Genomic DNA, 21727 nt, shown 5'->3' with positions numbered 1-21727 from the left:
AGAGTTTGACTCCCGTTTTACTGATTGTTACCAAAGACATCTCGATAGAGCATTCCTGTTCGTAAAGTCTCTGCGTCTCCTCCTAATTGCTCCACCAATTCGTAGGCAAAGGCAAGGGCTGTTGAGGGGCCTCGACTGGTTGTCAAATGTCCATCTACCACTACTGTTTCCTTGACATATTGACCATCAAGGATTTGCTCTTGAACGCCATCATAGCAAGTGTACTGCTTATTTTTCAGAACTCCTGCTTGATTGAGGGCAATTGGTGCCGCACAAATGGCTGCTAATTTCTTCCCTTCTTGCTCGAAACTTTGCAACTCTTGAATCAAGGCCTGATTATCGCGCAAATGTGCAGAACCAGGCATCCCGCCAGGAAGGACAATCATATCATAGTCTGATAAATCACCATCAAAGACACGATCTGCTCTTACTTGGATAGCATGCGAACCCGTCACTTGCTCTTCAAAACCAACCATATCACAAGTAATATTTGCACGACGCAAGACATCTACAACTGTCAAAGCTTCAATTTCTTCAAAGCCTTGAGCTAACATAACTGCTACTTTTACCATGATTTTCTCCTTATTTGATTTGTTTTAATACAACCTTTTTCCGTTTGAATGAAACTTTTCCGCTCTTTTCTTCAGCTAGATTTGTCTGGTAACTCATCGATAAAAGCAAGCCAACGCCAATCAAGTTACTGATAATAGCCGATCCTCCTTGCGAAATAAAAGGCAAGGGAATCCCAGTCAAAGGAAGCAAACCTGTCACGGCACCGATATTCTCAAAGATATGGAAGAGCAACATCATAATCAAACCTGTGGAAATATAGGTATAGAACTGGTTATTTGATCTAAGAGTAATCTTCAACATACGGTAAATCAGCATGAGATAAAGGGCGATAACAAAAACAGAGCCAATAAAGCCAAAATCTTCTGCGATAACCGTGAAAATCATATCCGACTCTCGAACTGGAATAAGCAGATTAGAAGCATTAAACCCTTGTCCAAATAAGCCACCGCTTCCAATGGCAATCTGTCCTTGAGCCTGTTGGTAAGTGGTTGTTTGGGCAAAGTCAAATGGATTGAGCCAAGCCAAAATACGGTTAATTTGGTAGGTCGGCATTCCCAGTTGATGGAGAAAAGCCCGACCGTCCTTGCTGATAAAAATAGCTAAGAAACCAGCAATTCCTGTTACAGCAGTCACAAATACTGGGATAATAATTTTCCAAGAAACTCCTGATAGCAAGACGATTCCTGAGAAAATGGCTACAAAAACCAAAGCTGTCCCTAAGTCACTTTGAAGTGCCAAAAGAACTAGGACTGGAATAGTAAAGAGAATCATCCAGAAAATCAACAAGAAGTCCAGCGGAACTGTGCGTCTCCATTCCTTATGTTTTTTGGTAAACTGGACAATCACACGAGCCAACATGAGGATATAGGATATCTTCATAAATTCTGACGGCTGGAACAAGGTAACACCATTTACCGATACCCAGTTTTTGGCACCCGTTGATGCAACTAAGCTTGGATTATAAAAGACGATAGGTAAGACCATAAGTCCCAAGCCTAAAATATACAGAAAGGGGGTCACTTTCCAAAGAAATTCTGTATTAAAGAGCATGACGATAAAACCAATCACAAGCCCCAAGGCAATCCAGGCGACCTGCTGCCCTAAAATGGGCAGAATATTATTTGGATAATCATGACTAACAGCTATATAGATAGCCACCACGCCAATAACCAGTAGAAAAAACACTGGCAATAGCAAACTATAATCGACTCTAGAGTCGAGAGAACGTTTCATATACACTAACCTTATACTTTCATACAATACTATTTATCAAAGTTCATTTAAAAATTTATCAACAGCCTCATCAACTTCGGATCGAGAGACGGTTTTAACGGTCGCTTCTTTTGCTAGAGAAGTCACAATTTGTTTGCCATATCGCTTTCCGACAATTCTCCTATCCAAAATAAGAGTTAAGGAACGTTGGTGTTCACGTCTCATACTTCTTCCCAAAGCTTGCTTTAAACGAATAATGGCCATTGGCAACTGATAATCATAAAAGGCATTTTTTCCTTCTTGAATTAGTTCCTGATTGATCTTTTTCGTCAAGGGTTCTTGGGGATTTTGGAAAGGAAGTCTTGGTACAACTTGAATCACAAAAGGATGACTTGAAAAATCAACTCCCTCCCAGAAACTTGCTGCACCAAGCAGGATTTGTTGTTCACCTTTTTCAAAGCGTTTCTTAAGCTGATGAACATCCCCATTTTTATACTGAGCCAAATGACTAACTGGAAGTAAATCCGATACTGCTAGAAGCATGTCTTTAGAAGTAAAGAGAACTAAAATCGGTTGCTGGAAATCTTGAACATCCATCAGCAAATCAGCTACCTCTTTGGCGTAGACTTCTAAGGAGGTTTCTGTTACTAGAGGAAAATCTTTGACCAAGACCACTTCTTGATCCTGTTTTTTACAAGCTTCAATCTTAACAAATTTAGCTTCGGGATAGCCTAACAGGTCTGCCAAAGAAACTCTTTGACTAATCTCAAGAGTGGCCGACACTCCCAAGACTTGGCATGAATCAGGCACTAAGGAAGATAGAAGAATACGGCCTGATTTTGTAGAAGAAATCTGAATTTTCTTTTGACTCGTTTCAGTTGCTTCAAGCCAGTAATCACCTTCAGCCGTAAAATAGCGGACCAGTTCCCCAAAGCCTTCTACCTCTAATTCTGAAAAATACTGATGGAGATTGGCAAGAGAATCTAAGATATTTTTCCTAGATTTGCCAGACTGAAATTGTTCTATCAAGTAGAAGCACTCAAAGCGAATACTTTCTAGTATTCGTTGCTGAACCTTATTTTGCTCCTCCAGTAAAGCCTTATCAAGCAAATCGATAATAGACTGGATATCGTAGGTCTCTTGAAGCAGATTTTCTAGGGCCAACAAAACTTTTTGGACTTCATCAATAATCAATAAACGATCACTGACAAATTCAGGATTATCTTCAAGTCTGGTTACAAGATAGGCATGATTGGTCACTAAGAGCTTGCAAGCTTGTGCCCTTTCTTGACTACGTTTCCAAAAATCTTCCGTCACAAATAAACTCTTGGATGATAAATTCCCATCATGACGAAGATCTGTCAGAAAATGTTGGTAACGGTAGAGTTGCCCAATTTCATCCAAATCTCCTGTCTCTGTCTCAGTCAGCCAGATCAAGAGTTGCATTTTAAAGCGTCTAAATAAGCGATTTTCATCATTTTCCTGCAAGGAACGATAAAAGGCATCCAACTTCAGATAATTGTGTGGTCCCTTTAAACTATGAATATCTATATGGAACACTTCCTTGAGACGTTTACCTTCTTCTTCCATGATTTGATTTTGAAGAATCTTTGTCGGAACGCTAAGGACAATCTGACGCTCTTTGGCTTGAGATAAAGCGGGTAAGAGATAGCCATAGGTTTTCCCAATCCCTGTCGATGCTTGAATCAGAGAGACAGGCTCATCTTTCAATAGCAAGCCAACCTCTCTAGCAAAACTTTCTTGCTCCTCCCTCACTTCAAGATTCAACAGAGAAATATTTTTAGAAAAATCCTGAGATAGTTTTCGTGACTCCAGGGGAGCTCCAGTTTTCTTGAAATACAGTCCTTGAACTTCGACCAAGTCTAGAGAACTCAGGATAGATTGGCTGCGATAAATTTCTTCAATAACCAGGTAGGACTCATATAAGAGGGCGTCAGCCATTTCCAGCAGGCGTTCCAAGAGACCTTTAGGAAGCTGTGCCATCTTTTCTCGTAGAAAAAGGAGTAATTCCGCAGTAGCTTGGGCATCTGAAAGGGCTGTGTGAGCGTGTTTTAGAGGAATTCCTAATTCTCGACACAATATCGGCAAACTATATTTTTCCAGTTTAGGGAAAAAGACCTGAGCCAATTCGACCGTGTCAACACGAGGATTTCTTAGTTCATAGCCTTCAAAAAATAAATTTTCCGCCAAGAGATTGGCATCAAACTGAACATTATGGGCTACAAAAATCCCATCCTCCACCAAGTCAAAGATTTTTCTAGCAACTTGCGAAAAATCAGGTGCTTGCGCCAGACGTTGGTCTGTCAATCCTGTCAGTTCTTTTATATGAGCATCCAAGGGTTCATGTGGATTGACATCTGTCGTATAGTGATCAACGATTTTTCCGTCCTCAATCACAACAATTCCCACTTGGATAATTTTAGCCTTACTACCTGTGCTAGTTGCCTCTAAATCCACCACAACATAGCGATTACCAATCGTTTTCATTATAAAAAATTATACCAAAAAAAGGGCCATTTAGCACCTGCAAACATAGGATAATTTTCAAACTCAAGAGGGTTACTTTTCTAAAAAATCCCAGTAAACAGAGCATCCTAGCCTACTTATTTTTTGAAAATATTGGAGAATAAGAAAAATTGAGAGAAGAAATGTTTGCATCTTCCTTCTCTCAACTATCCATTTACTTTATTTAACCATGTCAGGATCGTAGTCATAAAATCCTGTATCAAGGAAACGGTTTTTAGGGTGAAGTTTACGCACTTCTTCATCCAGCAAGAAGGCTTGGTCATGGCTAAAGTTACCCTCTTGAATCAAGCTACGCGCTTGAATAAAGAGTTTTGCAATCTCAACAAAGTTCTGACCAGGAGTGTAGAGCCCTTCTAGTTTCCAGTGAGTGAAACCATGCTCTACCAATTCTGTCAATTTTGTCATCAAATCAAGGTCGTTATTGGCAAAGATATGGGTACCATGATTGTCTTCAAAAATGGAATAGTGGCTCTCTGGGTCACTTGGCTCAGCCAAGAAGAGGTCACGCTTGCGAGTCTTTTCGTCATCGATATGTGTAAAGTTATAATAGTTTTGCAAGAGAGGACGCTTAGAATGGTGAATAACGCTAGCTCCGTAAACCAAAACTTCAGCAGGAATTTCCAAAATCTCTGGCATTTTGAAGAGTTCAGCAGATGGAATTTCACGCGCCAAAACAGCCTCAGATGCGCCAGCCTTTTGTCCCCAGAAGTTAATCTGGCGACTGCTAGTTACCATGGTTGAAGCATCGTAGATGGTCTTAAAGGAATAACCATCGCGGTTGACTACGTAAAAGACACCTGCATCCCCAATCGTAATGTAGTCTGTCTTGATTTCTTCCAAAAAGTCTAAGAAAGGCTTGATACGATCCATCATATCTTGGTGCATGAGGGCGTTAACCGCAACAATCAATTCCTTATCCGCATCATGAACCAGATTAGCGATTTCACGCAATTGGTCATAACTAAAGGTTGTTGGCAGACGAAGGCCAAAATCTTTCTCACCAACATAGATACGGTCTACGCCAGCTTCGAGCAGTTGTTCAACTTGTTCAATACTTTCAGCAGTTGCTGTAATGATAATCTTTTCCATAAGAAAAATTATACCACATTTCTCCAAAATCAGCCATTCTTTAAAAATGAAAAGGGACTTTATTCTTATTGTAACCTTTCTGTAATAATTCTTTGCTGAAAAAATGATAAAATAGGTATGTACTGTTAAGGAGAGAATAATGCCCGTAAGAAAATTACAATCCTATGAGGTAGACTATCAAGAAGAATTAAGCCAACAGGTTCCTCGCTATCAAGATTATACACCTGAAGTGCAATCTGATGCCAATCTCAAGGAAATCCTATTTTTTGTTAATATCGCTGTTTTTTGTATCTGTATTGCTATCTTTAGTTTTATCTTTTTAGCATTAAAATTATCAACTGCTCTTGCCTTTGCCGCAGCAATCGGATCTAGCTTACTTGTTTTAAAAGTTCAACGGTCTATTATCAAACGAAAACGTAGAAGATAAATCCAAAATATCGCCCCAGCTGGAGCGATATTTTTATTTTTTCTTTTTCGATGGTGTGTGGATGGCAATCTTCACTTCAAAGATTGTTCCCTTTGGTTTATTATCTTTGACAGTAATGGTTCCTTTTAGCGCATCTACAATTTGCTTGGCTAGGGATAATCCTAAACCAAAACCACCTTTTTGGCGGGTTCTAGCCTTATCCACTCGATAAAAACGATCAAAAATTTTCTTCTTATCTTCTGCTGAGATACCGACTCCATTATCGGAAACTAGCAAATAAAGATTGCGATCGGTCGCTGAAATCATAAAATCAATTTCACCATCCTCCTCAGTATATTTGATAGCATTATCAAATAGGATGGTCATCAGTTGTTTTAAAAGAAGCTGATCTGTGACAATCGTTCTATGAATGCGATTTTCAAAACGGAAGACACGGTCATTTTCAGAAGCAATCATCTCATAGTTTGTGAAAGTCGTATTGAAAAAACTAGTTGGAACTTCTGCAAGTTCCGGCTTAATCCCATCATCTCTACGAGCTAAATTCAGCAAGTTTGTCGTCAAAAAACGCATATTTCGGACTTCTTCCAAACTCGATGCAATGCTTTCACTCACATCCATAATGGTAGCTTCTGGCTTCCGGAAAAGGGTCTCTAAACGATTTTGCAAAACTGCAAGTGGAGTTCGTAACTCATGACTGGCATTTTCCACAAAGGACTGCTGCTTCTGCATGCTCTCAAGCAGAGGCCGAACACTGACTCGAGCTAGATAAAGACTGGCAAGCAAAGACAAAATCCAGAAACTAGCCATCACGACCACAATCAATTGCTCGTGCTTTTGACTTGCCTGCTCCAACTGACTGGTATTAATCAAGACAGCCGCATACTTGATATTTGTTGAAACCGAACTGATATTCGTTTCCATCAAAATCATGCGATAGATTTCTTCTTGTCCATAGCTATTAAAAACTTGAATCTGATAGATATGTCCTAGTTCTTTTTTCTCTAACTTAATCTTATCCAAGCCCAAAAATCGATTTCCAGAAAGGAGCTGGGTAAAATTCTTATCAAAAAGAATGACTTCTGTGTTGGAACTGACATTGGGTTTTATCTCAGTCTTGCTAGTATCTGTAGCGGCATTCTCTAAATCTTTAATCTCTTCTGTTGCCCTATTTACCGCAAGCTGAATAACTGCCTGAGGATTTTCACTCAGTCCATGAAGCTTATCATCCACCGAAGTATAAAGACTCGAATGCATGACCTGTAAAATAATCAAGGTCATGGTAGAGAAAATCAGAGTGAAGACACCAAAGTTGCGGATAAAATAACTAAAGTCATCCGCATACCATGTTTTTTTTAGTTTACTGAACATCTTTTAAAATATACCCAACACTACGCAAGGTTTGCAAATTCTCTGCAAAAGTGGTTCCTTTTAATTTCTTACGGACTTTTGAAACATAAACTTCTACAACTGAAATCGTTGTGTCACTATCAAATCCCCATAGACGATCAAAAATCTGAGTCTTCGGCAAAATCACATTTTGATTTTGAAGGAAATAGACTAATAAATCAAACTCTTTCCCCAGCAATTCGACAGGAGTATCTTCGACTTTAACGGTATTGGTTGACAAATTAACCACAATATTTCCATAAGTCAAGGTATTTTCATTAAACTTACCTGAACGTTTGAGAAGGGCTTGAATCCGCATTTTGAGTTCTTCTAGGTAGAAAGGTTTGGTCAGATAATCATCCGCTCCTAGTTCAAAACCGTGTCCCTTGTCATCCAAACTTTCCTTGGCAGTCATAATCAGAACTGGTGTCGTAACTCCCTTTTCACGCAATTCTTTCAATACTTGGAAGCCATTTTTTTCAGGCAACATTAAATCGAGCAAAATCAAGTCATAAACGCCACTCTCAGCTTCGTAGAGACCTTCTTCCCCATCAAATACCTGCATGACATCCGCAAAATCGTCTAAAAAGTCAAATACTGAATTTGACAGGCCTAGGTCATCCTCAACCAATAAGATTTTTATCATGAGAAACTCCTCCTTATTAAAACCATTATACCAAATTTGCCTTAAAAAAAACTCAACTCTCTGCATTTTATACTCAATGAAAATCAAAGAGCAAACTAGGAAGCTAGCCGCAGGCTGTACTTGAGTACGGTAAGGCGACGCTGACGTGGTTTGAATTTGATTTTCGAAGAGTATTACATGAGATAGCTGAGTTTTCTTTTTATTTTAGGCTTAATTATTTAGTTCCGTATTGAAGAACAACTGCTTCCACTGCAGCTTTTTCACGGTTAATCAAGTCAACACGTGCTGCAATTTCCTTGATTCCCATACCGATGTTACGACTAAGAGCAAGGTCAGAAAGTTGTGGCTCAAAGAATTCTTTGTACTCTGCCAAGCGTTGCTGAGTCTTAAATACGTGTGCAGGAAGGATAACAAAGCTATCAAAGCTCATATCTCCACCAAGAGCAGCCTTAATCCAAGCCCAGTTTTCACGAGCCCAAGACCATGCTGTTTCCTGAGTTGCTTGATGGCTTAAGAACTGGAAGTACCATGCAGATAAGTCCTGTGGTTTAACCACAAATTTGTCTTTCCAAGAAGAAATCAAGGTTTGGATATTGTCCGCATCTTTACTATAGGCAAGAGCCGCTGCCAACTGACGTTTAAAGACAGCATCTGTTGCGTGAGTATAAGTATCAAGATAAAGTGTTAACAAGTCTTTGGTCTCATGATGTTTCATCTCATTGATAAGAACTTGTGAACGGATTGCTGCTGGGAGTCCTGCAAGATTTTCCTTGTGAGTTGCGAAGATTTGACTAGCGACTTGACTAGCTGCTGCATCATTTGAACGAATCATCATAGAAACAGCCAACTGACGAACCAATTCATCCTCATCTGACTCGCCATCTTTAGCTTCAAAACCAAGACGGTCATAGTTGTGACGAGCCAATTTAGCAACCAATTCTTTGAAGACTCTTTCAGCTTCTGTTCCTTCATCAATAAAGCGCTCTAGGGCAGAAATCACTTGAGAAACAGCTGAAACGACAAGGTAAGATTCTTCTTTAGCAAGTTTATCAAGGACTGGGAGTAAGTCTGCATAAGAAATATGCCCTGCTTCAGCAAGCAAACGACGTTCTTGGACGATTTGCAGTTTGCTTGTGTTATCAAGCTCAACTAGGTCAGCAAGAACAGCTTCTAACAAGTTTCCTTGATAGTCTGTAATATAGTGGGCTGTATTTTCAGTGTTGAGACGAAGGGCTGTTTTGTTTTCAGCAAGAAGAGCTGCGTAGCCAGGGATTTCGATACTTTCAGTTTCAAGTGTATCAGGCAAGCCTTTCCAGTTGCTATTCAGTGGCACAACCCATAGACGGTTCTTGTCTTCGTGCTCACCGATGAAGAATTGTTTTTGTGAAATCTTCAAGACATCATTTTCAACTTTGACAGTGAGAACTGGGTAACCAGGCTGTTCCAACCAAGAATCCATAAAGGCTGCAACATCACGGCCTGATGCTTGACCAAGGGCAGTCCAAAGGTCGCGACCAATGGTATTTCCATATTGATGTTTTTCAAAGTAGGCATGCAAACCTTTAGCAAAATCAGCATCACCTAGCCAACGACGAAGCATATGCATGAGGCGACTTCCTTTGGCATAGACGATAGCTCCGTCAAAGAGAGTATTGATTTCATCTGGGTGTTTAACTTCGACGTGAACAGACTGAACACCATCAGTAGCATCGCGTTTAAGCGCAGACGGAACACCACCTGTTTGGAAATCTTCAAAAATATTCCAGCTTGGTTCAATAGCATCCACACAGACATATTCCATCATGTTAGCAAAGCTTTCATTGAGCCAAAGGTCATCCCACCATTTCATCGTTACAAGGTTACCAAACCATTGGTGAGCCAATTCATGGGCCACAACAAGGGCAACTTGTTGACGGCTAGCAAATGTTGAGTTCTCATCCACAACCAAGTAAACTTCACGGTAGGTCACAAGACCCCAGTTTTCCATAGCACCAGCTGAGAAGTCAGGAAGGGCGATATGGAGAGATTGAGGGATTGGATATTTAACTCCGTAGTAATCTTCATAAAACTCGATTGAGCGAACGGCAATATCTAGTGAGAAATCAAGGTTAGATAGTGGGTGGGCTTTGGTTGAGTAGACACCTACGAGGGTACCGTTTTTAGTTTTCGCTGTTACCCCTTGCAAATCACCTGCTACAAAGGCTAACAAGTAAGAAGACATGCGAGGTGTTGTCTCAAACTTCCAGATGCCTGTTTCCTTGCGGTTTTCCACATCAATCTCAGGCATGTTAGACAAGGCCAATTCACCTTCTGCTTGGTCAAAACGTAGAGAGAGGTCAAAAGTTGCTTTAGCTTCTGGCTCATCCACACATGGGAAGGCTTCGCGGGCAAAATGGCTCTCGAATTGAGTTGACAAGACCTCCTTCTTAACTCCATCAACTGTGTAATAAGAAGGGTAAATCCCTGTCATGTTGTCTGTAATTTTACCTGAAAAAGCGATAACAACTTCAACTTGACCAGCCTCAGCTAATTCAATATGAAGAGCTTCGTTGTCATGATCAACTGTGAATGGGCGAGCTTCCCCTGCAACTTCTACAGAAGCGATTTCCAAGTCTTTTTGGTGAAGGGAAACACGGTCACTCTGTGCTTGACCAGTAATAGTCACCTTTCCTGAAAAAGTCTTGGTCTCACGACTCAAGTCTAAAAATAAATCATAATGTTCAGGAACAAATTGCTTAATAAAATGTTCAACTGCTTGCATAGTTTTCTCCTATTCTAAGTTTAAGAGCTAGAGCTCTTCTTCAAACAAACTTATTATATCATGTTTTGCTTAAGAAAAAAGGATTGGACGATGATTTCCAAAACTTTCTTCCTTCTAATAGCCTACAGTGGGTAGACCTTGCGAAATTCTTCTAAAACAACCTTGCTTTCAAGTGTAAAAGTCAACCCTGCCTCGCGCAGCCACTCAGTGAAGAAGTCCTCATGAACCTGCCGCCAATGAGCTAAGGATTTATCCCCCTCCCCTTCCTTGTAGGCATGGTCAGCAGAAATTTGATGAAAGGGCTGAACGGAAACCTTGGTAATTTCGACAATGCAGACAGCCTGATCTTGACTGTCTAAAATGACATCAAAGGTTCCTTCTTGCGGAAGGGGTTCCTCTTCTAGTGCGTAGAGATCGTAAGCTGATGCAGTTGCTGTCTTTTCGCCTCTTAGAACCAAGTCAGCTAAGAGATCTGCCTCTACTCCAAAAGCCCAGGCATCTATCTCATCTCCAATCGCGGGGTTAATTTGCTTATACGCATTCCACATTTCTTGCGGCGTCATGGGTTGCTCCTTTGTAATTTTTTACTCACTTCTTTTACACGTTTGAGATGGTCTGGATGATCAATCTCTAAATTAAAAATCTCTGGAATAGAACTGTAGTGGATAATACACTTGATACCCATCTGATTCATTTTTTGTATGAAAGAAGCATTCAGATAGCCTGCTACAGCAAAGTCAATCTTTTTCATCCTTGCTTTATCCTGCATCTGTCTTAGCATATCTAACATTATTGGACTTTCCATATCATGCCATTGACTGTTTCTCACAGTCGCAAAAATAAAAGAAGTCAAATCATTCATTCCAACTACAATCTTTGAAATATCCGTTTCCAGTATCCTATCCAAGTCAAAATACGCTGACGGTAATTCAATCATCGTGCCGACTTTCCCAGTAAAACCATGCTGACGTAATACTGTAATAACTTGCCTTAACTGCTCAGCATCATTAACAAAAGGAAAAATAAGAGACAAATTGGGATTATTTTGATAAACTTCTGTAACGACATTTGCCTCAGCCTGAAATTCATCCAGACACGCTAGTAAACGCCTAGTTCCTCTATAACCAAACAAAGGATGACGTTCGTCAAAATGCTGTTTAGTTCCCCCTAAACAATTAGCTTCTGTATTCGTTAATTCAGAAAAACGATACCAGACCTCCTCATCTGAGTACAAGGAACAAATAGTGTCTAGATAATCTTTTACAAATTGCTGACAATTTGGTAACAGGATATTTTGATTGAGCTCTCTCAACAAGTATTCGCCTCTAATCATACCTACGTGGTGCAATAACTGAGGATAAATTTTTTCAAGAATTTTTTCGCCACTCAGAGCTAGTTGGTTTCTCATCATTCACCTTCCAATTCATATACAAGGTCTTGTCCAGTTCTGGAAATCCTATTAATTCAGACTTAACCTTCAAGACTAATGGCGATGCATTTTCTTCTGTGATTTCTTGAATTGCCTTCCAAACATATCCAAGAGAATCATTCACACCATCAGAGACAGTTTCAGAAATATTCACTTGAGATGCCTTCTCGTTTATCTCAATATCATACAAGGCCATGATATGGTGAACCATAAAATTTGTTAACTCTTCCCTGACAAAAACATCGTAGATTCGAGGATTGGAGTAGCTTCTAACAGTAAATCCCGTCTCTTCCAAAACTTCTCTAATCAGCGTTTCCGTCAGTCCTTCACCAAGTTGCTGACTGCCACCAGGAAGGTCTATCCTATTTTTGTAGGGACCTGCTGTTTTTTGAATACAAAGAAGGTAACCATATTTATAGCAAACACCATAAACTCCAAAGTGTTTTTTGATTTCCATCCAACTACTCCTACTTTAAGCTCCAGCCACCATCTATTGTCAGGATTTGTCCTTGCATAGCGCTTGCTGTTCCACTTGCTAAGAAAAGGCTGATCTCTGCTACTTCCTCTGGCTCAATCCAGCGCTTGATTGGCGTTTCACTAGCCACCCAGTCAGCCAATCCACCCGGCTCAAAGTCTGCAGAGGTCATAGCTGTCTTGACGGCTCCTGGAGCGATACCAAAGACCTGAATCCCAGCTTCCGCATAGTCTAAAGCCAACTGCTTGGTAAAGCCAGCTAGGGCGTGCTTCGAAGAAGTATAGGCATGTCCACCGCCTCCAGCTAGGCTAGAAGCTATGGAGCACATATTAATGATGGCCCCCTTTTTATTTTCCAGCATTTGTGTCAAATAATAGCGAGCCAACTCAACAGGAGTCACATAGTTGATTTCAAAAATCTCTTGAATTTCCTGGGCTGATTGCTCCAAAAGTGGTTTGTAATCATCCAAAACTCCAGCAGTATTGCACAAAACATCCACCTGAGGACACCAGTCAAAAATAGGCTCCAAGTCCAAGGTCAAATCTCTCTGTAAAAAGTGGAAATCACCCTGTAAAAGTGGATTTTCACCTTGGTCAACTCCATAAACTTGATAGCCATTCTCTAAAAAGAGGTAAGCTTGAGCTAATCCGATACCTGAGCTCACCCCTGTAATGAGTACACGTCTAGTCATGCACTTCTACCCAATCTGTTGCCAAAACATCACAAGGTGTTGGGCTCCACATGGAAAAACCTTCTCCTTCTCCAGACACGTTGATTAGGAAATAGGGTGTCACTTCAAGCGCAACCCCGTTTTGCTCGATAGTGTCAAAAAGTTGGACATAATTTTCAGCCCCTCCCCAACCAGTGCGTACATATTTTTTCTTAGCCTTTAACCCAGGCAAGATTTCTTCAAAAGTCATGTTTTTCTCCTTTAATTCTACATTCTTCTTTTAATTATAACAAAAAACCGCTTTACAACGGTTTTTTGACTATATTTCACTCCATACTATCTTCTTAAACCCACGGAAAAAGAGAAAGATTCCAATAAATAGGACAGCTAAAGGAATGATTTTTGTGAGGAAAGCATTTGAAATGCCCATCCACTCATAGTAACGGAGCAGAAAACCTACAATAAGGTGGGCAACAATCATACTGTTAAAGGGACGAAAAAACTCTTCTTTCCAATTCCAAACACTGATGACCAGCGAAATTGTAAAGACAGATAAACTATCCCAGGGAGCAGGAAGATAAAAGGCCCCTTCTTGTATGAAACTTGCCATTCCTACATATCCTAGAACAACTAGAAGAACTATACTCCCAACGACAATATAAGTGCCAATTTTCATCTTAGGAGAATCTTGGACTAAGCTCCAACGTAAGATTGTAGCCACAAGCCCAAATCCAATCAGAAAAAGAAGAAGTTGCCCTAAAAACGTGAGCAAATTAACTGTTAAGAGAGGGCCTTTCGAAAAATCGCTTAGTAGTTGATAATAACGTAATACCGCTAGGACAAGGATTGGCGTCAACAGTGACTCCTTGATCGAACTGCGTGGCGCTTCCTTGAGAATCTCTTTCATTATTTTTTTAGGATTCTTACCTAGATAATCCTCTGCACTCATGCCATCTCGTTCTGCTTCTGAGAAATCTAACATCATCAAATAGATTTGCTCTCTGAGATAGTCCTCATCATAGAGAAATCCAGCAAGATTAAAACTATCCCACAGCTCCTCAAAATACTGCTGATTCTCCTCAGAAAACTCATGCAACAAAGCGCTTGTTGCTTCATAATACTTCATTTTCTTCATGGTTTAACCCCCGTTCTTAATCCTTTCTACTTTTTGACTCAAATCATCCCATTGTTGCCAAAAGATCGAGACACGCTCTTCTCCTTCTTTGGTTAACGAAAAATACTTCCGATCTGGACCATCTGGCGACGGACGCATGTCGCCTCTAATCCATTGATTTTTTTCTAACTTTTGCAACAAAGGATAAATAGTTCCTGGAACGATAGTATCAAAGCCAGCCTCTCGCAAAGTCTGAACCAACTCATAACCATATCGCTCTTTTTTAGCAATCATATCCAAGACACAACCTTCAAGAACACCTTTTAATAGTTGAGTTTCCTTCATCCCTTCTCCCTTCTAATCTACTTTGTAATACCTACTAGTAGTTTCACCTATAGTATACTACTTTCACACTAGTTTGTAAAGCATAATAGTTAAATAAAAAAACAGAACTAGCATGAACTAGTCCTGTCTATTTTTACCCAATCACACTTCCGTTTGGTACAGCTGGATCAACTGTAAGAAGGGTTAATTTTCCATCATGTTCAGCTGAGAGAATCATACCTTGGCTGATATATTTCTTCATCATTTTACGAGGTTTGAGGTTGGCAACGATTTGGACTTTCTTACCAACCAATTCTTGTTCGTTTGGATAGTACTTCGCAATTCCTGAAAGGATTTGACGGTCTTCACCATCACCAGCATCTAGGCGGAATTGGAGCAGCTTATCAGAACCTTCTACTTTGGAAACTTCTTTGACTTCTGCAACACGAATTTCAACCTTATCGAAGTCTTCAAACTTAATTTCTTCCTTGTTTAGTTTGAGCTCAACTTCATCTGGATTCCATTCTTTTTCAACTGCTGATTTATTTCCTTCCATTTGTTCTTTGATATAGGCGATTTCTTCTTCCATATCCAAACGTGGGAAGATTGGTGTTCCTTTGGCAACTACTGTTACACCCTCAGGGAAATTAGCCAAACTCAAGTTCTCAAGGCTCGCTACTTCTTCCAATCCAAGTTGAGTCAAGACTGCACGACTGGTCTCCATCATAAACGGTTCAATCAAGTGAGCTACGACACGAAGACTGGCTGCCAAGTGACTCATAACACTTGCCAATTGGTCACGATGCGCTTCATCCTTAGCCAAGACCCATGGAGCTGTCTCGTCGATGTATTTATTAGTACGAGAGATAAGAGTCCATACTGCTTCTAGGGCACGTGGGTAGTCAACTGCTTCCATGTGTGTATGGTAGTCAGCGATTGATTCAGCAGCTACTTGAGCAAGAGTATTATCAAATTCAGTCACACCTTCTACATAGGCAGGAATTTGTCCATCAAAGTACTTGTTAATCATAGAAACCGTACGGTTAAGGAGATTTCCAAGGTCATTGGCCAATTCATAGTTAATACGGCCAACATAGTCTTCAGGAGTGAAGGTTCCGTCTGAACCAACTGGAAGGCTACGCATGAGATAGTAACGAAGTGGATCTAGTCCATAACGCTCTACCAACATTTCAGGGTAAACGACATTCCCTTTAGATTTAGACATTTTGCCGTCTTTCATGACGAACCAACCGTGAGCAATCAAACGATCTGGCAATTTGATATCCAACATCATAAGAAGGATTGGCCAGTAGATTGAGTGGAAACGAAGGATGTCTTTTCCTACCATGTGGAAGACTGTGCCATTCCAGAATTTGTCAAAGTTACCATGTTCATCTTGACCGTATCCAAGCGCTGTCGCATAGTTAAGAAGGGCATCAATCCAAACGTATACAACGTGTTTAGGATTTGATGGTACCGGCACACCCCATGTAAAGGTTGTACGAGAAACCGCCAAATCCTCTAAACCTGGCTCAATAAAGTTGCGAAGCATTTCATTCAGACGACCATCTGGAGTGATAAATTCAGGATGAGCTTTGAAAAATTCCACCAGACGATCTTGGTATTTGCTGAGGCGAAGGAAGTATGATTCTTCAGAAACCCATTCCACTTCGTGACCTGATGGAGCAATACCGCCAGTTACATTTCCAGCTTCATCACGGAATACTTCTGCGAGCTGGCTTTCTGTAAAGAATTCCTCATCTGAAACTGAATACCAACCAGAGTATTCACCCAAATAGATGTCATCTTGAGCCAGCAAGCGTTCAAAGACTTGTGCGACAACTTTTTCATGGTAGTCATCAGTTGTACGGATAAATTTATCGTATGAGATATCTAGTAATTGCCAGAGTTCTTTGACTCCAACTGCCATCCCATCAACATAGGCTTGAGGTGTAATGCCAGCTTCTTCTGCTTTCTGCTGGATTTTCTGACCGTGCTCATCAAGACCTGTCAGATAAAAGACATCGTAACCCATCAGGCGTTTGTAACGGGCTAGGACATCACAGGCGATGGTTGTGTAGGCAGAACCAATATGAAGTTTACCAGATGGATAGTAAATCGGTGTTGTAATATAAAAATTCTTTTCAGACATAATTTTTCCTTTCCAGGCAAATGAAACCTGTTTTTCTAACACTTCATTATATCACATTTTTAATGATTTTCGATAGGGAAATCCATACAAAAACAAGATAGACAAGTGTCCATCTTGTTTAACTTATTCATAACGAAGGGCTTCAATTGGATCAAGTTTCGAAGCCTTGTTGGCTGGCAAAACTCCAAAAATCATACCCACACTAGCCGAAACTGCAAGACTAAATAGGGCAACTGGGATTGATACTCCCACTTCTATACCCGCAATCAAACCTTGCAAGAGTATGCCAGCTATAGCGGTTAAGCCTGTCGCAATGGTTAAACCAATGACTCCACCAAGCAAGGTCAATATCATGGATTCAATCAAAAACTGAATCAAAATATTAGCACGTGTTGCACCTAAAGCCTTACGGAGACCAATCTCACGCGTACGCTCCGTCACCGAAACAAGCATAATGTTCATAACACCAGTCCCTCCAACAAAGAGAGAAATTCCTGCGATGGCACTAATAATCGTAGTTATAAATCCAAAAAGTTGTTGTACTTCTTGGAAGGCTGCAGTCGCATCTGCCACCTGATACTCCCCTTGCTGAAGACCAGCAATCTCGGTCATTTTTCTAGCTAATTCTGGTCCTACAGTTGGTGTCAAACTGGTATCATTAACTCGGAAAACAATATCAGAAATTTCATCCATATTGAAGTTATTGGCAAGAGAAATATTAGTCGTAATGGGAAGTCCACCAATACCAAATGTCTTGACAGCCTTGGCCTCATCGCTAGTATAAACACCAATAACACGATAGCTAAAACCACCAACATCTATAATCTGGTTAACAGCTTCTTGAGCTGACCCAAACAGGCTATTAGCAAGTTCCTGGTCTAGCAAAATGACACTGGCCACATCTTTATAATCCTGAGCTATAAGACTACGACCTGCAACAATTTCATTTTCAACCGCCTTCATGTAAGTAATATTTCCACCTGTCAAGCTAGCGCGCTCAACCTTTTTATCTTTATAAGACAGGGTCGTATTTGTCGAGTTGGTTACATAGTAACTATCTACACCCTTAAGTTTGGCCGCCTCCTTAACCCAAGCTTCTTGCGGTTTTGGCGGTTCAACATGGACTTCCTCTTCTTTACCAGAGACTGTCAAAGCTGATTGCTTTTGGGTAAAAGAACCATCTTTGCTTTTGATAGGCGAGAAAAAGACATGGATATTCTTCTGTGACTTGGTCATATTTTTATTGATCTGACGAGACATGGAATCTCCCAGAGCCATAATCACAACAACAGATGAAACACCAATGATAATCCCAATCATAGTGAGAAAAGAGCGCATCTTGTGGGCCATGATAGATGAAAAGGCAAATTTCAGATTCTGCATCTTAGTTTTCCTCCTTCTCTAACTGCGAACTGTCAGACGAAATAACTCCATCTCGAATGACAATCTGGCGTTTAGCATAAGCAGCGATTTCAGGCTCATGCGTTACCATGATAATGGTTTTTCCTTCTTTGTTCAACTCAACCAATAGTTGCATAATTTGGTTCCCTGTTTTGGTATCCAAGGCTCCTGTCGGTTCGTCCGCTAGGATAATAGAAGGATTGTTTACCAAGGCACGCGCAATAGCCACACGTTGCTTTTGACCACCAGATAATTCTGAAGGCAAATGGTGACTGCGTTCTGTCAATTCAACCTTATCTAAATATTCCTCAGCTAACTTGCGACGTTTTGAAGATGAAACTCCCGCGTAAATCAAGGGCAATTCTACGTTTTGCAGAGCATTAAGTTTAGATAGAAGAAAGAACTGCTGAAAGACAAATCCGATTTGTTGGTTACGGACCTTGGCTAGTTGTTTTTCACCTAGTCCCGCCACTTCTTGGCCTTCAAGATAATACTCTCCACTGGTTGGTGTATCCAACATCCCAATCGTATTCATGAGAGTGGACTTACCAGACCCAGAGGGTCCCATGATGGCAACAAACTCACCCTCATTCACTTCTAGGTTGATATTTTTGAGAACCTGCAGTTCTTGGTCACCATTACGGTAACTTCTGCAGATATTTTTTAGACTAATTAGTTTCTTCATCAGCCTTCACCTCTTTTCCTTCCTCTAGAGAAGACGTTGGGTTACTGATGACCTTGACTCCATTTGTCAGACCTGAAGTGATTTCTTGGTTGTCTGCATCAGCATTTCCCAAACCAACTTCCACTTTCTTAGCCTTTTTCTGCTCGTCAAGCACCCAGACATAGTTCTTATCATTTTCCATAACAACACTTGTTAAAGGAACCAAAATAGCTTTACTCTTATTCTTGACCTCAACACTTACTGAGAATCCTTGTTTCAAATCACCGATTTCACTTGTAACATCGATAGTATATGGATATTTAGAACCAGAATTACCACCTGTTGCGGCAGTAGCTGCACTTGCTGCTTCACCACTAGTTTTAGGATAGTCAGAGATATAGCTAATCTTACCTGTCCAGCTCTTATCTTGGTAAACTTTAGAAGTAAAGGTTACTTCTTGTCCTACAGAGAGGTTGGCAAGGTTATATTCAGATAGTTCACCCTTAACTTGCAAGTTTTCATTACTTACGACATGAACGACTACTTGACTAGCTCCTGTTGGAGATTTAGAAACATTGTGGTTGACTTCAACCACAGTTCCCTCCAGGGTACTGAGAACCGTCATGGCATCCAACTGACTTTGAGCCTTACTTAATTGCGCTTCTGCATCTGCACGAGCATCACGGGCATCACCTAGTTGTGCATCAATAGATGAAACTGCATTTCCTGAGACTGGAGCTGGAGTTTGCCCTGCAGCTCCTTCGCCTCCTGCTGGTGCTGGTAACTGTGGAGCCGGAGCTGAAGCGGCTTCATTTCGTGCTTGATTGAGTTCATTGATATGACGATCTGCCTTAGCTACTGCTCGGCTAGCTGAATCATAGGCCGCCTGGGCTTCTGAACTACTGTACTTGACTAAAGCCTGCCCTTCACTAACCTTATCCCCCACAGAAACAAGGATTTCATCTAAATCTCCCTTACTAGCATCAAAATAAACATATTGTTCATTTTTTGCCGTTACTGTCCCTGATAATAAAACAGAGGATGCCACGGTTCCTTCTTTAGCAACAACAAGATGAGTAGCCTCATCTTTTACAGCAGTCTGAGAAGGTTGTCTAAAGAGCAAAATGCCCCCAGCACCCAATACAACCACACTTGCAGCACCGATTGCTGCATACAATTGCCACTTTTTAGCTTTACCATTCTTTTTCATAATGAAACTCCTTTTTGATTTAAAGTTCTTAACAATATTATACAAAAATTATCAATTTGAAACAATAACATTTCAGAACGAAATAATGACATTTCAGGATTTGATTATTGTTCGGAATTTATTTTACAATCGTTGTACTAGTTATATAATACACTTTATTTTTCTTTTTTGCAAGCCTTTTCTTTATTTTTTTTGAACGTAGCAGATTTTTGCAATCACATCAAAAAAAAGATAGAATATGACTATCAAAAAATGACACTCTACTATTTAAAAGAGTATAAAGGAGTTTTCAATGAGAGAATATGATATCATTGCTATCGGTGGAGGTAGCGGAGGAATTGCTACCATGAACCGTGCTGGTGAACACGGAGCCAAAGCGGCCGTTATTGAGGAAAAGAAACTAGGCGGAACATGTGTCAATGTCGGTTGTGTTCCTAAAAAAATCATGTGGTACGGGGCGCAAATCGCTGAGACTTTCCATCAATTTGGAGAAGACTATGGTTTTAAAACTACTGATCTTAACTTTGACTTTGCAACCCTACGTCGCAATCGTGAAGCCTACATCGATCGCGCTCGTTCTTCTTATGATGGCAGTTTTAAACGCAACGGAGTAGACTTGATTGAAGGTCATGCTGAATTTGTAGATTCTCATACTGTTAGCGTAAATGGTGAGTTGATTCGTGCTAAACATATCGTGATTGCTACTGGTGCCCATCCAAGTATTCCAAATATTCCTGGTGCTGAGCTAGGTGGCTCTTCTGATGATGTATTTGCCTGGGAAGAATTGCCAGAGTCAGTTGCTATTTTAGGCGCGGGTTATATTGCCGTTGAATTGGCTGGCGTGCTCCACACTTTTGGTGTCAAGACAGACCTCTTTGTTCGCCGCGATCGTCCTTTACGTGGTTTTGATTCTTATATCGTTGAAGGTCTGGTCAAGGAAATGGAAAGAACAAACTTGCCACTTCATACTCACAAAGTCCCTGCCAAGTTAGAAAAAACTGCTGAAGGCATTACCATTCATTTCGAAGATGGTACTAGTCACACAGCTAGCCAAGTTATCTGGGCTACTGGTCGCCGTCCAAACGTTAAGGACTTGCAACTTGAAAAAGCTGGAGTGACTCTGAATGAACGTGGCTTTATCCAAGTAGATGAATACCAAAATACTGTTGTTGAGGGAATCTATGCTCTAGGTGATGTAACAGGCGAAAAAGAACTAACTCCAGTTGCTATCAAGGCTGGGCGTACCCTATCTGAACGTCTCTTTAACGGCAAAACAACTGCAAAAATGGACTACACAACTATTCCAACTGTCGTCTTTTCACACCCTGCTATCGGAACTGTTGGCTTGACAGAAGAGCAAGCTATTAAAGAATACGGTCAAGACCAAATCAAGGTTTATAAATCAAGCTTTACTTCTATGTACTCTGCTTGCACTTGCAACCGTCAAGAAACTCGTTTCAAATTGATCACAGCTGGTTCAGAAGAAAAAGTTGTCGGACTTCATGGAATTGGATACGGTGTTGATGAAATGATTCAAGGATTTGCTGTTGCTATCAAAATGGGAGCGACCAAGGCTGACTTTGATGCAACTGTAGCGATTCACCCAACTGCATCTGAAGAATTTGTAACCATGCGTTAATCGAAATA

Annotated in this window: 20 protein-coding genes; 2 read left to right on the top strand and 18 right to left on the bottom strand. The window is 40.6% G+C overall.

Annotation, left to right across the window (positions count from 1 at the left end; translation table 11 throughout):
- Positions 1-17: 17 nt before the first annotated feature.
- From M1F55_RS05105 to M1F55_RS05090, 4 genes are all read right to left on the bottom strand, one after another.
- On the bottom strand, positions 18-572 hold the full coding sequence (locus M1F55_RS05105; RefSeq protein WP_247947414.1) for a DJ-1 family glyoxalase III: 555 nt from the start codon (positions 570-572) through the stop codon (positions 18-20).
- A 10-nt stretch (positions 573-582) separates the two neighbouring features.
- Positions 583-1806, bottom strand: a complete 1224-nt coding sequence (locus M1F55_RS05100; RefSeq protein WP_153198790.1) for an FtsW/RodA/SpoVE family cell cycle protein — start codon at positions 1804-1806, stop codon at positions 583-585.
- Between the two features lie 36 nt (positions 1807-1842).
- Positions 1843-4293: a bifunctional DnaQ family exonuclease/ATP-dependent helicase gene (locus M1F55_RS05095; RefSeq protein ID WP_153198789.1), complete on the bottom strand. Its 2451-nt coding sequence runs from the start codon at positions 4291-4293 to the stop codon at positions 1843-1845.
- Positions 4294-4491: 198 nt separating this feature from the next.
- The gene (locus tag M1F55_RS05090) at positions 4492-5421 is read right to left on the bottom strand and encodes a peptidase U32 family protein (RefSeq protein ID WP_247947413.1); all 930 of its coding nucleotides are present in this window, start codon (positions 5419-5421) and stop codon (positions 4492-4494) included.
- Between the two features lie 139 nt (positions 5422-5560).
- Between M1F55_RS05090 and M1F55_RS05085 the strand changes: the two genes are divergently transcribed.
- Positions 5561-5848, top strand: coding sequence for a DUF3270 domain-containing protein (locus M1F55_RS05085; protein ID WP_064275870.1), 288 nt, complete (start codon positions 5561-5563; stop codon positions 5846-5848).
- A gap of 33 nt (positions 5849-5881) precedes the next feature.
- Here the strand turns inward: M1F55_RS05085 and ciaH are convergent, their stop codons facing one another.
- From ciaH to M1F55_RS05015, 14 genes are all read right to left on the bottom strand, one after another.
- On the bottom strand, positions 5882-7216 hold the full coding sequence (ciaH, locus tag M1F55_RS05080) for a sensor histidine kinase (protein ID WP_247947412.1): 1335 nt from the start codon (positions 7214-7216) through the stop codon (positions 5882-5884).
- Positions 7206-7880: a two-component system response regulator CiaR gene (gene ciaR, locus M1F55_RS05075; protein WP_247947411.1), complete on the bottom strand. Its 675-nt coding sequence runs from the start codon at positions 7878-7880 to the stop codon at positions 7206-7208. The genes ciaH and ciaR overlap by 11 nt, the downstream gene beginning before the upstream one ends.
- Positions 7881-8094: 214 nt before the next feature.
- A complete protein-coding gene (locus M1F55_RS05070) occupies positions 8095-10641 on the bottom strand; it encodes a M1 family metallopeptidase (protein WP_247947410.1) in 2547 nt (848 codons plus the stop codon).
- Between the two features lie 122 nt (positions 10642-10763).
- Positions 10764-11204: an ASCH domain-containing protein gene (locus M1F55_RS05065; RefSeq protein WP_247947409.1), complete on the bottom strand. Its 441-nt coding sequence runs from the start codon at positions 11202-11204 to the stop codon at positions 10764-10766.
- A complete protein-coding gene (locus M1F55_RS05060) occupies positions 11201-12049 on the bottom strand; it encodes a putative PEP-binding protein (RefSeq protein ID WP_247947408.1) in 849 nt (282 codons plus the stop codon). Before M1F55_RS05060 ends, M1F55_RS05065 begins: the two co-directional genes overlap by 4 nt.
- Complete coding sequence (locus tag M1F55_RS05055) at positions 12009-12527, bottom strand: NUDIX hydrolase (RefSeq protein WP_247947407.1); 519 nt, start codon at positions 12525-12527, stop codon at positions 12009-12011. Before M1F55_RS05055 ends, M1F55_RS05060 begins: the two co-directional genes overlap by 41 nt.
- Before the next feature lie 10 nt (positions 12528-12537).
- A complete protein-coding gene (locus M1F55_RS05050) occupies positions 12538-13236 on the bottom strand; it encodes a 3-oxoacyl-ACP reductase (RefSeq protein ID WP_247947406.1) in 699 nt (232 codons plus the stop codon).
- Positions 13229-13465 carry a DUF2829 domain-containing protein gene (locus M1F55_RS05045; RefSeq protein ID WP_000141913.1) on the bottom strand — a complete coding sequence of 79 codons (237 nt, stop codon included), beginning with the start codon at positions 13463-13465 and terminating at the stop codon, positions 13229-13231. The genes M1F55_RS05050 and M1F55_RS05045 overlap by 8 nt, the downstream gene beginning before the upstream one ends.
- A 69-nt stretch (positions 13466-13534) precedes the next feature.
- Positions 13535-14350 (bottom strand): hypothetical protein, encoded by an 816-nt coding sequence (locus tag M1F55_RS05040; protein ID WP_247947405.1) that lies wholly within the window; start codon positions 14348-14350, stop codon positions 13535-13537.
- A gap of 3 nt (positions 14351-14353) precedes the next feature.
- Complete coding sequence (locus M1F55_RS05035) at positions 14354-14674, bottom strand: PadR family transcriptional regulator (protein ID WP_153209912.1); 321 nt, start codon at positions 14672-14674, stop codon at positions 14354-14356.
- A 133-nt stretch (positions 14675-14807) separates the two neighbouring features.
- Entirely contained in the window at positions 14808-16805 is a 1998-nt protein-coding gene (gene metG / locus M1F55_RS05030; protein ID WP_247947404.1) for a methionine--tRNA ligase, read from the bottom strand.
- A 123-nt stretch (positions 16806-16928) separates the two neighbouring features.
- On the bottom strand, positions 16929-18188 hold the full coding sequence (locus M1F55_RS05025; protein WP_024058004.1) for an ABC transporter permease: 1260 nt from the start codon (positions 18186-18188) through the stop codon (positions 16929-16931).
- A 1-nt stretch (position 18189) separates the two neighbouring features.
- Positions 18190-18891 carry an ABC transporter ATP-binding protein gene (locus M1F55_RS05020; protein WP_024058005.1) on the bottom strand — a complete coding sequence of 234 codons (702 nt, stop codon included), beginning with the start codon at positions 18889-18891 and terminating at the stop codon, positions 18190-18192.
- Positions 18875-20083: an efflux RND transporter periplasmic adaptor subunit gene (locus M1F55_RS05015; RefSeq protein ID WP_247947426.1), complete on the bottom strand. Its 1209-nt coding sequence runs from the start codon at positions 20081-20083 to the stop codon at positions 18875-18877. Before M1F55_RS05015 ends, M1F55_RS05020 begins: the two co-directional genes overlap by 17 nt.
- Before the next feature lie 289 nt (positions 20084-20372).
- On the opposite strand from M1F55_RS05015, the gene gor reads away from it, so the two are divergent.
- Complete coding sequence (gor, locus tag M1F55_RS05010) at positions 20373-21719, top strand: glutathione-disulfide reductase (protein ID WP_077805275.1); 1347 nt, start codon at positions 20373-20375, stop codon at positions 21717-21719.
- Positions 21720-21727 lie beyond the last annotated feature (8 nt).

This window comes from Streptococcus mitis, assembly GCF_023109235.1.
GTDB lineage: Bacteria > Bacillota > Bacilli > Lactobacillales > Streptococcaceae > Streptococcus > Streptococcus mitis_DA.
Note: the sequence above shows the minus strand (reverse complement) of the source record. Positions and strands in the feature narration are given on the sequence as shown.

Bases quoted from the DNA above. Each gene is read 5' to 3' on its own strand.
- ciaR (WP_247947411.1), bottom strand. From the start codon at position 7,880: ATGATAAAAATCTTATTGGTTGAGGATGACCTAGGCCTGTCAAATTCA.
- M1F55_RS05035 (WP_153209912.1), bottom strand. From the start codon at position 14,674: ATGAAGGAAACTCAACTATTAAAAGGTGTTCTTGAAGGTTGTGTCTTG.
- M1F55_RS05055 (WP_247947407.1), bottom strand. From the start codon at position 12,527: ATGGAAATCAAAAAACACTTTGGAGTTTATGGTGTTTGCTATAAATAT.
- M1F55_RS05100 (WP_153198790.1), bottom strand. From the start codon at position 1,806: ATGAAACGTTCTCTCGACTCTAGAGTCGATTATAGTTTGCTATTGCCA.
- M1F55_RS05105 (WP_247947414.1), bottom strand. From the start codon at position 572: ATGGTAAAAGTAGCAGTTATGTTAGCTCAAGGCTTTGAAGAAATTGAA.
- metG (WP_247947404.1), bottom strand. From the start codon at position 16,805: ATGTCTGAAAAGAATTTTTATATTACAACACCGATTTACTATCCATCT.
- ciaH (WP_247947412.1), bottom strand. From the start codon at position 7,216: ATGTTCAGTAAACTAAAAAAAACATGGTATGCGGATGACTTTAGTTAT.
- M1F55_RS05045 (WP_000141913.1), bottom strand. From the start codon at position 13,465: ATGACTTTTGAAGAAATCTTGCCTGGGTTAAAGGCTAAGAAAAAATAT.
- M1F55_RS05085 (WP_064275870.1), top strand. From the start codon at position 5,561: ATGCCCGTAAGAAAATTACAATCCTATGAGGTAGACTATCAAGAAGAA.
- gor (WP_077805275.1), top strand. From the start codon at position 20,373: ATGAGAGAATATGATATCATTGCTATCGGTGGAGGTAGCGGAGGAATT.
- M1F55_RS05020 (WP_024058005.1), bottom strand. From the start codon at position 18,891: ATGAAGAAACTAATTAGTCTAAAAAATATCTGCAGAAGTTACCGTAAT.
- M1F55_RS05040 (WP_247947405.1), bottom strand. From the start codon at position 14,350: ATGAAGAAAATGAAGTATTATGAAGCAACAAGCGCTTTGTTGCATGAG.
- M1F55_RS05025 (WP_024058004.1), bottom strand. From the start codon at position 18,188: ATGCAGAATCTGAAATTTGCCTTTTCATCTATCATGGCCCACAAGATG.
- M1F55_RS05050 (WP_247947406.1), bottom strand. From the start codon at position 13,236: ATGACTAGACGTGTACTCATTACAGGGGTGAGCTCAGGTATCGGATTA.
- M1F55_RS05065 (WP_247947409.1), bottom strand. From the start codon at position 11,204: ATGACGCCGCAAGAAATGTGGAATGCGTATAAGCAAATTAACCCCGCG.
- M1F55_RS05060 (WP_247947408.1), bottom strand. From the start codon at position 12,049: ATGAGAAACCAACTAGCTCTGAGTGGCGAAAAAATTCTTGAAAAAATT.
- M1F55_RS05070 (WP_247947410.1), bottom strand. From the start codon at position 10,641: ATGCAAGCAGTTGAACATTTTATTAAGCAATTTGTTCCTGAACATTAT.
- M1F55_RS05095 (WP_153198789.1), bottom strand. From the start codon at position 4,293: ATGAAAACGATTGGTAATCGCTATGTTGTGGTGGATTTAGAGGCAACT.
- M1F55_RS05090 (WP_247947413.1), bottom strand. From the start codon at position 5,421: ATGGAAAAGATTATCATTACAGCAACTGCTGAAAGTATTGAACAAGTT.